A 13,641-nucleotide genomic window follows, 5' to 3' on the forward strand; every position below is an offset into this window, starting at 1 on the left:
ACATGGCAACTTGGCGTAGGTTTTGTCACAACCGGTGCCCTTTTGAACACTCGGGGGTAGCTAATACTTTTCGCACGTGGCAGACGTACTGCACAGAGTATTAGCTACCCCCGAGCACCAAGGCGGCTCTGTGGAATCACTCCTCCACACTCCGGACAGCGGGCAAGGTTTTCCACATTCGTGTGGGTCTCCATGTTCCGCCGGCCAGGCGCCTCCCATTCTTGAGACATGACGAACTTTCTACTGCCCCCGTTTATTACTGCCTCAAGTAAATACACCGACGAATATTCCACCAGGCGTCTTGCTCAGCAAGCTAAGAAAGGCTCCTTGATCCGCGTACGGCGCGGGTGCTATCTCCCCACGGAGGTGTGGGAGTCATTAAGACCTTGGGAAAAATACCGCATGAAAATTCAAGCCGTCCATGAATTGGCTCAGTATCCGCCGGTTTTTGCCAGAGAGTCTGCCGCCCAGATTATGGGTCTTCCACTGGTACGCATTCCCCAAGAAGTCCAAACGGTGATCTCCCCCAATAACAATGGTGGGCAGAGTAACTACGGAGTTCACCGGATCAGTGCCGTTGCCGGCGATCCTCCACCGTGGGAGATGTTCGGTCTGCTGGTAACGCCACCGCCGCAAACAGTGCGTGATTTGGCCGTGCGTTTACCACTGAGTGAATCGCTTCCAGCCATGGACTACCTCCTGCAACGAAAGATCCTGCCGGGCTCCCCCATCAACACCCAGCTGACCTTTTCCGAAACCAGCGTTCAGGACAGCCTGGCCCCGCTGCTCTACGGCGTCCAACGTCGCCGAGTTCTGCGGGTATTGGAGGTGGCAAACCCACACTCCGAGTCGCCTGGCGAATCTGTCAGCCGGGCCTTCATGATCGAGTATGGTTTCCCACTCCCAGTCCTGCAGAGTCTCTTTACAGATCGAGAAGGACTCATCGGAAGAACAGATTTCCATTGGGAAGAATATAGGTTGATAGGTGAATTCGATGGCTACGAAAAGTACTCAGATCAACGATTCCTCCGAGGCAGGACGCCATCTGAAGTGGTTGTTACTGAAAAGAACCGTGAGAACCGCCTGCGCGCCAAAGGCTACAACGTGGTTCGGTGGGTTTGGCGTGACCTCAAAGATCCACGGAGGCTGGCTCAGCTCCTCTCCGAGGCCGGGTTGCCCTCAACAATCCGGGCAACGACAGGGGCTAGGGGGTAGCTAGTACTTTTCGCCCGTGGCAGACGTACTGCACAAAGTATTAGCTACCCCCGAGCACCAGGCTTACTCCTCGCGGCGCCCGTAAATGCGGATTGAGAGCTCAGCAGCAACCTTCTTTGCCCTCTCAGCCAGGGCAGGCCACTTCTCAACGGGCACCTTTTCTTCTAAAAATGTGACGGCCACCGCGGCAACCGGCCAACCGAGGTGATCGGTCACCACGGCCGCAACGGAACCAAAACCATCGCTAACTTCACCGTGCTCAGTGGAGTAGCCCCGGATCCGCACCTGATCGAGGTGGGCGGAGAGGGTGGAATATTTACTGATGGGCTCTGGAACATCGGTCAATGAACTGAACGCCGCAACATTCGGGTAGAGCACCCTGACCTGGGACTTTGGCAGCGCCGCAAGGATGGCCCGACCGCTAGCTGTGAGGTGACTGGGCAAGCGGACCCCAACATCTGTCACAAGAGATGGCCGGTTCTTTGCTCGTTCCTCTGCAATATAGACCACATCGCGCCCATGTAGCACGGCAAGATGGGCACTTTCACCAATCTTATCCACCAGCGCCACCAGCAGGGGCCGGCCAAGCCGAGACAAGGGTTCCTGCCGCGAATACGCGCTGCTGAGCTCAAAAGCGGCTACGCCCAGTCCATAGCGCTGCTCTTCATGCAAGTGCATGACAAAGCCACTTTGCTCCATAACATTTAGGAGGTGATAGACGCTTGAACGCGGAAGTTTCAATGTGCTGGCTATGGTCGACGCCGCCAGCGGTCCACGCTTGGAGGACAACAACTTCAAGATTCGCAGCGTATTTTCTGCTGCAGGAACCTTGGAAGGCGTCTTGGCCGAGGTCGCTGGCGCGGACCGTGCCAGATGGTCCCCTTCGAATGTCCGGGGAGGACTTGTCGTGGTGCCTTGGGATGGTTCCGGAATCGCGATCACAGCACCAACACTATAGAATATTGCAGTCTGAAATCCCAGATTCCTCTGGGTCCTCGCCATCATCTTCTTCTTGGCTGCCATCAACCTGCTCAGCGTGAGAGTTTTTGGTGAGCTGGAGTTTTGGTTCTCCCTTATCAAGGTCGCAGCCATCATGGCCATGATCGCAGGCGGCCTTGCCATCATTGTCCTGGGCTTCCATCTGGACACTGGTTCAGCCACCCCGGGATTGGGAAACTTGGTGGATTACGGCGGCTTCGTGCCCAACGAAGGGGTGGGCTTACTGGCCTCATTTGCTGCGGTCATGTTTGCTTTTGGTGGCATCGAGACCATCGGTGTCAGCGCCGGTGAGGCAGAAAATCCTGGCCGGTCGATCCCTTCTGCCATCAACACCGTTCCGGTTCGCATCCTGCTTTTTTACGTGCTGACAATCGGCATACTTATGAGCTTGGTCCCGTGGAATGAAATCATCGGCGAAACCAGCCCCTTTGTACAGATCTTTGATTCGTTGGGCATCCCCTTGCCGCACATATCCTCAACGCGGTGGTGATCACCGCCGCTCTTTCCGCTGTCAATAGCGATACCTTTGGTGCCGGCCGCGTCCTCCTCGGGCTCCCCGAGCAGGGTCGCGCCCGCAGCGTATTTGGCAGAATTTCGCGTTCAGGGGTTCCGTGGATGAGAGTTGTGCTCATGACGGGGGTGTTGCTTGCCGGCGTGGTTCTCAACGCCGCCATCCCTCACGAGATGTTCCTACTCATCGCCTCGATCGCCACGTTTGCCACTGTTTGAGTCTGGCTGATGATTTTGGCCTCCCATGTGGCTATGAAGCGTGAAGTCAGCCGTAAGCGCCTTGCCCCATCGAATTTTCCAACCCCTTTTTGGCCCCCGGCATCGATACTGAACGGGGCATTCATGCTTGGCGTGATCGTTTTGTTGGGCTTGTTCTCCGATACACGGGTGGCCCTGTATGTGGGAGGTGTCTGGCTAGTGCTGCTAACCATCGCGTACAAAATATGGGTGCGCGGCGAGGGTCGGGAACGTGCTGTTCTCGTGGATGAATCCAGCGTCCGCGTGAGCAAGCGCGGGCGCCTTTCACCAAGTACGACGACGGACACCCGCCCCTGACGCTTGGCTAGCCTTGCGCTAGTTTATGGGCAAACGATTCATGACCCGGCGGCATCGGTAAGGACCGCGGAAGCACGAGCAAACTGGCGCACTTGAGCATCGTTCCAGATGTGCGCCGGCATGGCGCCGCCAAGTAATGCTCTGGGTAGCCCTGCACCGTCCCCCAAAGGCAGGTCACTTCCGGCGATGATGACGTTACCTGAGCGTCGGCCCTTGAGCATGGGCGGGTCAGCAACGATAGCTGTGTACTTAAACACTGCGGCAATCGTGGCAGCCTCACTCCGGGCATTAGTGAGGGCACGAGAGTCACCACAATTAACCATATATATCCCACCGGGAATAAGAACTTTGTGGGCGGATGCTGTGAACTCTGCCGTTGTTAGCGCGTGTGGGGTTTGGGCGCCGGCAAAAACGTCGCGAATGATTAAATCCCGGCTTCCCTCGGTGAGCGATTCTGTGACCTCACGGGCCTCCCCCACCCGAATCTTCAGCAGCGGCGCCCGCGGCAGGTCAAACCAATCCCGCACGTAACTGGCCAATTTGCCATCTATCTCCACCACAACGTTCCGGGAACTCGGGTACGCGGCAACCAAATAACGGGGCATTGCACAGGCCGCTCCGCCCAGGCTCAGCGTGCGCAGCTTTTCCGCCCCCGTCCACCTGTCCTGCACAAGTGCCATGATCCAGCGCATATATTCAAACTCAAGGCGGAGCGGGTCAACCAGATCCACGTGCGAGCTTTGCACCCCATTGAGCATGAGCAGCCAACCATGGGGGTTGTCACCGTCGGGAATCAGCTCGGCCAGGCCGGTGTCAGTTTGGAATGTGCCTGCCACGGGCCCGGTAGTGGTTGCACCCAGCTGTGCAACCACATTTTTCGGCACGCGTTTGCGTCCCATTAGAAACCCTCAAGGGGCGGGACGCGGACATCATGGAGGCGAATAATCACCCTGTCAGCGTAGTCCAGAGCTGCGGTAGCTGCTGTACGGCGCTCTCACTGACCGAGCTTCTCGAGGGCGTGTTCCAGCCTAGAAACTTTGCCAGTAAGTTCACCGGTATGGCCGGGGCGGATATCTGCCTTTAAGACCAGGGAAACGCGGGAGCCGTAGCGTCCAACTGCTTCTGTTGCGCGTTTAACTACGTCCATAACCTCATCCCATTCACCCTCAATTTCGGTGAACATGGAACTTGTATTGTTTGGCAGCCCCGACTCGCGGACCACTTTTACTGCTGCCGCAACAGCGGTGTGCACTGAGGCGTCCTCGCCTGTCCCGGCGGCCACATCACCGGGTGTCCCACTGGGAGCCACTGAAAATGCCACGATCATGAGTATCTCCCGTTGGATATAAATATTGACGGCTATAGATATTGCCTATTTTGGTATTATTTCTGCTACTTCTTCCATTATGGGCAGTTCACCCCATTGGGATCTACCCACTGGTGCATATAACGTTGCACCATGCTTGCTTCCTTTCTTGCCCTTGACGGCTACGACGACCCTTATTACAGCGACAGCACCATGGAGCCGGGTGCCGTCCTGGCAATCATCGCTATGACGCTCGGCCTCTACCTGCTGATTTTCTTGGTGGCCTTTGCCCTTTCAGGCCTCGCCTGGGCAGGCGCATTCGAGAAGGCAGGCTACGCGAAATGGAAAGCCTTCGTACCTTTTTATAGCTCGTGGATCATGGTGAAAATGACGGGCCGTCCCGAGTCACACTTCTGGTTCCTGTTTATTCCGTACTTCAACATTTACATGGTGATTGTGATCATGAATGACATGTCCAAGTCGTTCGGCAAAGACACCGGATTCACCGTTGGCCTGGTTTTGCTCCCGCTTATTTTTGCTGCGATCCTCTCTTACGGGGATGCCCAGTACCGCGGCCCGTCCTACATGAGCGCCGATCAAAAGTTGTACGCCCAGCAACAGTACGGACAGCAACAGTACGCCCAGCAACAGTACGGCCAACAGTATGGACAGCCCTCCGCGCAGCAGCAATATGGCCAACAACAGCAACAGCAACAGCAACAGCAACAGCAACAACACTCTCAGCCTCAGTACGGCCAGCAGGATCCCAACCAGAACCCGTACGGCTCAGGGCCAACCCAGCAGCCTTAACCCGGCGGCGGCGCCCGCACCTGCCAGCACCACTAGGAGAAACGGCGCCTTGAGCCAGAGGGCGATTGCCGCCCCTGCCAGGGCGCCGACTCGAGCATCCAGCACCACACTTGTACCGCTTGCTGCCGCATTAACAACGGTGAGCGAAGCCAGAAGCCCTATTGTTAGGGTTCCTGCCACGCGGGACATTCGCGGGTTGGCCAGTACTTTCGCTGGCACAAGGTAGCCCAGCAATTTGGTGGCATAGGAAACTGCGGCCGCCACCAGTAGCCAAACCCACATGTTCATGCCCTGCTCCCCTGTGCGCTGTCATCGACAGTGCCAGTAGTGCCGTCGTTAGCGCTCTGACTGGTGCCTATGGGATCGCGGGTGCCGGGGTGGTTTTGGTATGGATCAATATCGGGTTCCAAGCCGTCCTGGACGTGACCTAGTGCATGAGCAGGTGAGTTCCCGCTTCTGAACCAGCCAATCAGTCCAGCTACCAGGGCAGCCACCAAAATGGGCACGCCCGGGGGCACAAGCGGCACGGCCAGCAGTGTTACAACGGCGCAGACCACAGCGATCGCAGCCGGTTGGAATGCCCTGATTCGCGGCCACAACAAGCCTAGGAATGCCGCCACTGCGGCCCCGTCCAGTCCCCACTGTTTGGGGTCTCCCAAGGCGTCACCGATGACGGCACCCACAGCAGTCATGAGGTTCCACAAAAGGAAAATTCCTAGCCCTGCCACCCAGAATCCGCGTTTTTGTTCGTCGGGATCCGTTTGTCCGGTAGCTGTTGCAGTTGATTCGTCGATGGTGATGTGGGCGGCAGCCAGACGGAGCCATCCTTTGGGACCCAACAGAGCGTTCAGCTGCATCCCGTAAACACCATTGCGGATACCCAATAGTGCCGAAGCGCTCATTGCGGCTACGCCAGTACCACCGGCAGCCACCACACCAATGAACGCAAACTGTGAACCCCCGCTAAAGAGCAACAAACTCAGCACCATTGTCTGCCAAAAGCTCAGACCGGAGGCTACTGAAAGCGCACCAAAAGATACCCCGTACAGCCCGGTGGCTACGGCAATCGAGACCCCGATTTTGGCGGCCGGTGAATCTCTAAGTTTCATCTCCATAGATTTTCAGGCTGCAGGGATGTCCTCACGTCTGAAGAATGTCTGCGGGCTCAGTTTCGGCCACTGTGCTGTTCGGATCGCTGGACAAGCACAGATTCTCGGTACCGTGCAGCGCATCTGCTGCCCGGACCAAGGCCAGGTGCGAGAAGGCTTGCGGAAAGTTCCCGGCCATTCTGCCCTGGTCCATGTCATATTCCTCGCTGAGCAGGCCCACCTCATTGGCCAATCCCACCAAAGTGTCCATCAACGCTACGGCCTCATCCCGCCGTCCCGTGTGCGCATATTGTTCCACCAGCCAGAAAGAACAGGCAAGGAAGGGGTGTTCCCCCGGCGCCAGTCCGTCCAGACCCGCAGATGTCTCATAGCGCAGAATCAGGCCGTGCTTATCCACAAGCTCGTTTTCCAAAGCAGTGACGGTACCGCGCATCTCGGGTGAGTTGTAGTGAACAAACCCGACCTGAGGAATAACAAGCAACGATGCGTCGGTAACTTTTCCGCCATAAGTTTGAGTGAACGTGTTGAGTTCCTTATTGAACCCGTGCTCCATGATTTCAGCGTGGAGCTGTTCCCTAATGCTCTCCCAGAGCTCCACCCTTCCTTCCAAACCATGATTGCGAACAGCTCGGACTCCACAGTCAAAGGCCGCCCACATCATGACCCGCGAGTGCGTGAAGTACAGCAGGTCCCCGCGCATTTCCCAGATGCCGTGGTCCTTTGCTTGCAAATTCTTTTCAATGAAGCCAAGCATTGCTTGTTGCAGCGGCCACGAGAAATGGTCCTCGTGTCCACCGGCTAGGCGCAGTTTTTCAAGAGCCACCATGACTTCGCCAACCACATCGGCTTGGTACTGTCCCACTGCCCCATTGCCGATCCGGACCGGCAGGGCACCCTCGTAGCCGGACAAATGCGAAAGCTCGCCCTCAGAAAGGTCCCGTTCCCCTGCCAGTCCATACATGATCTGCAAGTCTTCGGGGTCTCCTGCAACAGCCCGCAACAACCAGTCACGCCATTTCAGAGCCTCGTCCGCGTAGCCGTGCGTGAGCATGGCTTCAAGCGTCAGCGCAGCGTCCCGCAACCAGCAGAATCTGTAGTCCCAGTTCCGTGCCCCACCAAAATCCTCCGGTAGCGAAGTGGTTGGCGCTGCCACGATGCCACCAGTGTCTTCATGCGTCAGCGCACGCAGGACCAACAGCGAACGCTCCACAATGCTGGCATATTTCCCGTCCTTGTTATAACGGGCCGCCCAGTCCTCCCAGTACGCACAGGTTTGTTCCAGCGCCAGATCGGTGTCAATGGCGGTGGGGACCGGGCGGTGGGAGGGGTACCACATCAATTCCTGTTCCACTCTGGCCCCGGCGGCCACGGTGAACTTTCCTGCGTGTTCACGGTCGACGGCGTGAGGCAGCTCATCGCCGCGAAGAACCAGGGCGTCTGGTCCGGCAACTGCAACGATGGCTTCCGTATCATTGCCGTCATCAACGCGTCGCACCCAGGGCAAGACTTTGCCATAGCCAGGGCGCATGGTGATCGTCTGACCAAACTCAACGTTGCCGCTTAAACCTTCGATCCGGCGCACAATGGAAGCTCGGCGGTCTCCCACGGGCATGTAGTCGGTAATGCGTGCCGTGCCCTCTGGTGTTTGCCATTCGCTCTCCAGCACAAAAGTTCTGCCACGATAGGACCGATGCGCTACCTTCGCATCCGCATGGGTTGGCGCTATGAGCCACCGTCCGTTGTCGGAGTTGCCCAATAGGGCGGTGAACACCGCAGGCGAATCAAAGCGGGGAAAGCACAGCCAGTCAATGCTTCCGTCACGGCCCACCAGGGCTCCCGTGTGCAGGTCGGAAAGCAGTGCATAGTCTTCAATTCTTGATGCCATGGTTCTATGGTTCCACATGGCACCAATAGCTGCTAAATACGCCGCTCTGCGGCCAGCCGTGAGCGAATCTCTCGTGGCTTGTTGGTTGTTAGTTCTCTCACCCCTGCGCTCAGGCACAACTGCACGTCATCTGCCGTGTCAATAGTCCACACTCGGAAGGTTCTGCCACTGGCAAGCCACCGTGCTGCTTTTTCCGGGAAAGTGCGCAGGTACTCGACGCCGGGCCCGGCCAGGTGCGCAACGCCGTCGTCCAATAATTGTTCCCCTTCAGCCATGGCAGCTCGCATGAGGGAGACCAACTCCTGGTTGGCGTAGGCGTCCTGGCCATCAATCAGTTCCAACAGCTGGCATAAGTGTTTTGCTGGCACATGCACGGCCAAATACTTCACCGCTGCAGGGTGAAAACTCATAAATGAAATCATCACATTGCCGGCGGTGGAGTTCTCGGGGGACCAACCGTGGCGACGCAGCGTTTTGAAAGTGGCCTCAATGAGCACGGGATCGAACACGGCCCCGTACTTGAATTCAATGGCTAAGCCGATAGTCCTGCCCGCCCCGCCAAGTATCTTTAGCAGCTCAGGAAGCGTTAACAATTGTGTGCTCGTAGTCCCGTAGCTGGGCGGAATGGACGCCCCATGCCACGAGCTGAAATCCAATCCACGCAGCTCGGCAAGCGTCAATGCCGCTACCGCACCGGAGCCGTTGGAGGTCCGGCTCACCTCGTCGTCATGAATCAGAACAAGTTCGCCATCAGCCGTGAGGTGAAGATCGCATTCAACCCCGTCTGCGCCCTCGGCAAGAGCCTGAAGATAGGCTGCCCGGGTGTGTTCGGCATACATCTCGCTCGCCCCACGGTGGGCGTAGATCTGAACTGTCATGGCATCACGTTACGCTTACTTCATGGCGCAGACAGAACAACTTGGCCCGGTTGGCACCTCACCGGTACCGCATCCTGACATTCAAAAAGCTGCGGCCTTGCGACGCATGAAGAACATTGCCCTGGGGCTACTGCTGTTCATGGCTGTTGTTTTCTGCTTTGCCTTTGCACTGCAACACCACTACCCGTGGCTTGTATACGTCCGGGCAGCCGCAGAGGGTGGCATGGTGGGCGCGCTTGCCGACTGGTTTGCCGTCACAGCATTGTTTAAGCACCCCATGGGAATCAAAATCCCACACACTGCCATTATTCCCAACCGCAAGGATGAGATTGGCGCATCCTTGGCGGAGTTTGTGGAAACCAACTTCCTCTCGGAAACTGTTGTTGCCCAGAAACTGGCAACGATCGAAATTGCGCAGAAAGTCGGCACCTGGCTGACAAAGCCTGCGAGCGCCGAACGTGTTGCCACGGAGGGCGCGGCTGCGTTGCGCGGTGCTATTGCGGTGCTTAAAGATGAAGACGTCCAGGACATCATTGAGTCCATGGTGCGCAAGCACTTGCTCGAACCGCCGTGGGGACCACCCATCGGGAAACTGGCTGAGCGGATATTTGCCGAAGGCCACCACCATTCACTTGTGGATTTGTTGATTGACCGCTCCGCAACGTGGATCCGGGCAAACCACACAACCATTAGTGGTCTTGTCTCAGACCGCTCCCCCGGTTGGGTCCCACAATTTGTTGACGGACTGGTGGGAGACAAGATTTACAACGAGATCTACAAGTTTGCCCGCGCAGTTCAGGAAGACCCAGACCACCAGGTTCGCCAACAACTGGATAGCTATTTGAAGGAACTGGCTCAAGAGCTGCAGCATGACCCCGCCATGATCGCCAAGGCTGAGTCCATCAAGGCCCAGGTGCTGGGGGATCCGGAAGTTCGCGAACTGGCAGGGCGTACCTGGGAAACAATCAAGTCAGCTCTCACAGAAGCCGTTGAAGACCCCAACTCAGAGCTGCGGATAAAATTCACGGCAGCCGTCCGGGACTTCGGCACCCGGCTTGTCCAGGACATTGAACTGTCGGCCAAGGTCAACAAGTGGATTTCAGATGCTGCGGCCTACCTTGTGGGAACCTACAAGCACGAGATCACCTCACTGATCACAGATACGGTTGAGCGTTGGGATGCTGAGGAGACAAGCCAGAAGATTGAACTGCAAGTGGGCAAGGATCTGCAGTTCATCCGCATTAACGGCACAGTGGTTGGTTCACTGGCTGGGCTGGCCATCTTCACAGTTGCAACGCTGGTGTTCGGTTAAAGAGCGCGCACGGATTTGGAAAGAGCACGCACGGATTTGGCCACGCCTGCCACAGCCCACCATCCACCGAAGTGCGCCCGCAACCAAGAAGCTGGTCTGAGAACGGTCCAAGGTATGGTAAGGGTGTAAGCCAACTCGAACGCAGGAGGACTCGTGGATCTGTTGACAAGCGCCGATATCGCAGCACTGGCGGAACCGGGACAAGGGGGCCTAAACATCTCTCTATTCATGCCCACACACAGGTTTGGCCGGGGTGTGGATGCGGACCGGCTGCGATTTAAAAATCTTGTGGCGGGAGTCGAAGCGTCCCTCGGAAAACGGATGAAGCAGGCAGAGATCGATGATCTGCTTGCTCCGGCACATCAGCTGCGTGATGACGCCATGGAGTGGCAGTACATGAGTGATGGTCTGGCCATGTTTTTGAGCAAGGATCGCCAGCGCACCTTCCGGGTAGCAGCGCCCATGCCCACCCTGGCGACAGTTGGTGACAAAGCAGTCCTTGGCCCAATGTTGCGACTCCTCTCCGGTGACGGAGCGTTCCTCGTTTTAGCCCTGAGCCAGCGCGAAATCCGATTGATGGAAGGAAGCCGCAACACCGTGGAAGATCTACAGCTCACGGATGTCCCCACCAGTTCGAAGGATGCCAGCATCCCCAGAGACCCCCGATCAGACACTATGGCTAGGCCTGCCGCCTCGGCCGGTCGCGGAAGCTCTGCCGTATTCTACGGACACGGCGCAGGAGATCGGCATGTGAAGGACATTGAGGTCCAGCAGTTCCTTCGCAGTGTGTCCACGGGCTTGAAGGACATTCTGGCCGGTCAAACAATTCCAATGGTGCTTGTGGGCTTGGAACACCTCGTTACCGCCTATCGAGAGGTCAACACGTACTCAAACGTCATTGATGAGGCGATCGAGCACAACCCCGATCAGCTCTCCAAGGATGAGCTGCACAAGATGGCGTGGCCGCTAATCGAGAGCCGGCTACGCGCAGAGCGTGCCCGGGTGATCGGGCGATTCCAGGAACTTAACGGAACTGGACGTGTTTCCGGCGATCTGCGCACGATCCTCGAGGCGGCTACAGCGGGCCGGGTAGAAACTCTCTTCGTTAAAGCCGATCCTTGGTGTTGGGAAAGAGCCACGGATGAAGACGCCCCGGTTGTGGAGCTCGGTGCTGATGAAAGATTCGCCGATTGCGAGCTTGTTGATGCGGCGGCAGTGGCGACGCTACACACGAACGGACTGATCTTTGCGACTTCCCAAACTGTTGCGCCCAACAGCGAGGTTGCCGCGATCCTAAGGTATTAACCATTGGTCGAAGAGCTCTAACGGTTCAGGGAACTGGAAAGATTTAACGTACCTTCGGCGGTTTGGGTCCCTTAGGCATTTTCGGCACTCTAGGGGCCTTGGCGGCTTTGAGCGCCTTCGGGACTTTAGGGGCCTTGGCGGCTTTAGGTGCCTTGGCCGTGGCATTCAGTTCGGCCAGTAGTTCATGCGGGATTTCCAGCGGAGCCGGTCCAAAAGCACGGTTGGCCGAGGCAATGACAGCTTTCCCCATCATGTAGTTGCCCACCCCGCCAACGGCTGCGCCGATACCAAACGGCAATGCCCGTCCCACAACGGAGGCGCTTCCCTTGAGCGCGAATTTCTTGAGGAATTTTTTCCGCATGGGTGCAAGAAGGCTGCGGACAGTTGTCAGTGGAATACTTTTGCTGACAGTTTTCCCCCAGGCCTGCATGGGCGTTTTGCCTGACCCCAGCGCATGTCCCGTCAGGCCAGCCAACATGGCTTGCCCCTCATCACCTAAAATGACGGCCATGACAGTGAGCTGGGCACTTTCCGGATTCGCCAATCTGACGCCGTGGAGTTCGGCGATAGATTGCGCGTAAAGCGCGGTGGCTTCCAAGAACACAACTGTTGCTGCGGCAGAGATGGACAGGGCAGCGATGGTTCCAACGCCCGGAATAATGGCTGTGGCCCCAATGGCAGCACCTCCCGTACCAACGCCGTTGAGAAAATCCCGCTCTAGACGCTGGCTTAGCTCAAACGCTGTGGCGTTCGGGTGCCGCTTGCGCAACCTCCGCAAATTAGCCAGCACCAACGGGCGCTGAACTTCAACTGCTCGCAGCAGCATGCCGTGTACGGCTGGGGCGGGAGCGCCCTGCTCGTCAAAAGCTGCCCCGGCCACCATTTTCACGGCCGGGTTGGGCTTGCCTGCAGATTTTGCGAATCCCGGACCGGACGGAATGCCTACGTGGTTGAGATCTTTGCGTGCCATCATTTCCCCTCCCCTTCTGTGTTTAATAGGGTAACCGGCAACTGTGCCAGAAACCTGGAGTTCACTGTAGGAGAACTAAGCGGCTTCAGTGGACCCAGCGGTTCGGGCTGAATTGTGCCCCTAGACACCTGGCACAAAAGAACCAGACACGTGGCCAGTGAGAAAAGCGGAAACATCACTTAGCTCCTCGGCGCCCATACCGTGGCCAATGCCTGCGTAGCGAGCCTTCGTCAGCTCAGTGTTAGCGGCAAGCCATTGAGCGCTGAATTCCGTGGCATCCGGGTTAATCACAAGATCCTCTGGATCCCGGGCCCAGAAAAAGGGTATCTTTACCGCCAATGGTTCCATGGCAGCGAGCAGTTCATTCTCCAGTACAAAGCCTGAGAGCCCAACGCCGGCAGTGAACATCTCCGGGCGCAGCCGCATCAAAGTGGTGGCCATGGCCATACCCTGTGAGAAACCAAGAACCGAGACAGAACTGAACTTATATTTTTTCATGAGGGTGTCTAACCAGCCAAGAACGCTCGATGCGGCACCAACCACCTCGGCAAAGTCGTTTGTCAGAAAATAATCCAGCAGGAACCAGCCGCGATCGCCTGCGATCTCCCTCGGTGCCCGCGGGGCCGCGCACGTGAACCCTTTTGGCATGCAATTAAAGAGCGCCGCCATTCGATTTTCATCCGAGCCATACCCGTGCAGCAACAATAAAAGCGGTGTGCCCTCACGTGCGTCTTCCGTCCGCGAGAATAAAACGGTATCCATACGGCCAAGCCTAGAGCAGACACGT

13 protein-coding genes and 1 pseudogene are annotated in these 13,641 nt (G+C 57.2%); 5 read left to right on the forward strand and 9 right to left on the reverse strand.

Translation table 11 applies throughout. The features are described from left to right. Positions 1-402 precede the first annotated feature (402 nt). A complete protein-coding gene (locus AAFM46_RS15435) occupies positions 403-1,215 on the forward strand; it encodes a hypothetical protein (protein WP_343318698.1) in 813 nt (270 codons plus the stop codon). A 63-nt stretch (positions 1,216-1,278) separates the two neighbouring features. On the opposite strand, the gene AAFM46_RS15440 is transcribed toward AAFM46_RS15435, so the two are convergent. Further along, the gene (locus AAFM46_RS15440) at positions 1,279-2,088 is read right to left on the reverse strand and encodes an IclR family transcriptional regulator (RefSeq protein ID WP_283530113.1); all 810 of its coding nucleotides are present in this window, start codon (positions 2,086-2,088) and stop codon (positions 1,279-1,281) included. 106 nt (positions 2,089-2,194) lie between these two features. Between AAFM46_RS15440 and AAFM46_RS15445 the strand changes: the two are divergent. Beyond that, positions 2,195-3,279 (forward strand): annotated as a pseudogene (locus tag AAFM46_RS15445) (amino acid permease); the annotation flags it as partial. Between the two features lie 38 nt (positions 3,280-3,317). Here the strand turns inward: AAFM46_RS15445 and AAFM46_RS15450 are convergent. Continuing rightward, entirely contained in the window at positions 3,318-4,178 is an 861-nt protein-coding gene (locus tag AAFM46_RS15450) for a fused MFS/spermidine synthase (RefSeq protein WP_343318700.1), read from the reverse strand. A gap of 95 nt (positions 4,179-4,273) precedes the next feature. Then, positions 4,274-4,606: a thiamine-binding protein gene (locus AAFM46_RS15455; protein WP_343318701.1), complete on the reverse strand. Its 333-nt coding sequence runs from the start codon at positions 4,604-4,606 to the stop codon at positions 4,274-4,276. A 132-nt stretch (positions 4,607-4,738) separates the two neighbouring features. On the opposite strand from AAFM46_RS15455, the gene AAFM46_RS15460 reads away from it, so the two are divergent. Then, complete coding sequence (locus tag AAFM46_RS15460) at positions 4,739-5,395, forward strand: DUF5684 domain-containing protein (protein ID WP_343318703.1); 657 nt, start codon at positions 4,739-4,741, stop codon at positions 5,393-5,395. On the opposite strand, the gene AAFM46_RS15465 is transcribed toward AAFM46_RS15460, so the two are convergent. Genes AAFM46_RS15465 through AAFM46_RS15480 form a run of 4 tightly spaced genes read right to left on the reverse strand, consistent with a single transcriptional unit; the run spans position 5,372 to position 9,267 of the window. Next, the gene (locus AAFM46_RS15465) at positions 5,372-5,683 is read right to left on the reverse strand and encodes an AzlD domain-containing protein (RefSeq protein ID WP_343318704.1); all 312 of its coding nucleotides are present in this window, start codon (positions 5,681-5,683) and stop codon (positions 5,372-5,374) included. The genes AAFM46_RS15460 and AAFM46_RS15465 overlap by 24 nt on opposite strands. After that, positions 5,680-6,504, reverse strand: coding sequence for an AzlC family ABC transporter permease (locus AAFM46_RS15470; RefSeq protein ID WP_343318705.1), 825 nt, complete (start codon positions 6,502-6,504; stop codon positions 5,680-5,682). The genes AAFM46_RS15465 and AAFM46_RS15470 overlap by 4 nt, the downstream gene beginning before the upstream one ends. A gap of 31 nt (positions 6,505-6,535) precedes the next feature. Beyond that, complete coding sequence (locus tag AAFM46_RS15475; protein ID WP_343318706.1) at positions 6,536-8,407, reverse strand: glycoside hydrolase family 15 protein; 1,872 nt, start codon at positions 8,405-8,407, stop codon at positions 6,536-6,538. A gap of 14 nt (positions 8,408-8,421) precedes the next feature. Beyond that, on the reverse strand, positions 8,422-9,267 hold the full coding sequence (locus tag AAFM46_RS15480) for a glycerophosphodiester phosphodiesterase family protein (RefSeq protein ID WP_343318708.1): 846 nt from the start codon (positions 9,265-9,267) through the stop codon (positions 8,422-8,424). 22 nt (positions 9,268-9,289) lie between these two features. On the opposite strand from AAFM46_RS15480, the gene AAFM46_RS15485 reads away from it, so the two are divergent. Both AAFM46_RS15485 and AAFM46_RS15490 read left to right on the forward strand, forming a co-directional pair. Then, on the forward strand, positions 9,290-10,579 hold the full coding sequence (locus AAFM46_RS15485; RefSeq protein ID WP_283529066.1) for a DUF445 domain-containing protein: 1,290 nt from the start codon (positions 9,290-9,292) through the stop codon (positions 10,577-10,579). A gap of 153 nt (positions 10,580-10,732) precedes the next feature. Next, positions 10,733-11,884 (forward strand): hypothetical protein, encoded by a 1,152-nt coding sequence (locus AAFM46_RS15490; protein WP_343318709.1) that lies wholly within the window; start codon positions 10,733-10,735, stop codon positions 11,882-11,884. A 43-nt stretch (positions 11,885-11,927) separates the two neighbouring features. Here AAFM46_RS15490 and AAFM46_RS15495 read toward each other — a convergent pair whose 3' ends face one another. After that, positions 11,928-12,857 carry a hypothetical protein gene (locus tag AAFM46_RS15495; RefSeq protein ID WP_343318710.1) on the reverse strand — a complete coding sequence of 310 codons (930 nt, stop codon included), beginning with the start codon at positions 12,855-12,857 and terminating at the stop codon, positions 11,928-11,930. Positions 12,858-12,974: 117 nt separating this feature from the next. After that, entirely contained in the window at positions 12,975-13,616 is a 642-nt protein-coding gene (locus AAFM46_RS15500) for a phospholipase (RefSeq protein ID WP_283529060.1), read from the reverse strand. Between the last annotated feature and the right edge of the window lie 25 nt (positions 13,617-13,641).

The organism is Arthrobacter sp. TMP15, assembly GCF_039529835.1.
In the GTDB taxonomy this organism is placed as follows: Bacteria; Actinomycetota; Actinomycetes; order Actinomycetales; family Micrococcaceae; genus Specibacter.

Coding starts and splice junctions, on each gene's coding strand:
- AAFM46_RS15435 (WP_343318698.1), top strand. CDS start 403: ATGAAAATTCAAGCCGTCCATGAATTGGCTCAGTATCCGCCGGTTTTT.
- AAFM46_RS15450 (WP_343318700.1), bottom strand. CDS start 4,178: ATGGGACGCAAACGCGTGCCGAAAAATGTGGTTGCACAGCTGGGTGCA.
- AAFM46_RS15455 (WP_343318701.1), bottom strand. CDS start 4,606: ATGATCGTGGCATTTTCAGTGGCTCCCAGTGGGACACCCGGTGATGTG.
- AAFM46_RS15460 (WP_343318703.1), top strand. CDS start 4,739: ATGCTTGCTTCCTTTCTTGCCCTTGACGGCTACGACGACCCTTATTAC.
- AAFM46_RS15465 (WP_343318704.1), bottom strand. CDS start 5,683: ATGAACATGTGGGTTTGGCTACTGGTGGCGGCCGCAGTTTCCTATGCC.
- AAFM46_RS15470 (WP_343318705.1), bottom strand. CDS start 6,504: ATGAAACTTAGAGATTCACCGGCCGCCAAAATCGGGGTCTCGATTGCC.
- AAFM46_RS15475 (WP_343318706.1), bottom strand. CDS start 8,407: ATGTGGAACCATAGAACCATGGCATCAAGAATTGAAGACTATGCACTG.
- AAFM46_RS15480 (WP_343318708.1), bottom strand. CDS start 9,267: ATGACAGTTCAGATCTACGCCCACCGTGGGGCGAGCGAGATGTATGCC.
- AAFM46_RS15485 (WP_283529066.1), top strand. CDS start 9,290: ATGGCGCAGACAGAACAACTTGGCCCGGTTGGCACCTCACCGGTACCG.
- AAFM46_RS15495 (WP_343318710.1), bottom strand. CDS start 12,857: ATGATGGCACGCAAAGATCTCAACCACGTAGGCATTCCGTCCGGTCCG.
- AAFM46_RS15500 (WP_283529060.1), bottom strand. CDS start 13,616: ATGGATACCGTTTTATTCTCGCGGACGGAAGACGCACGTGAGGGCACA.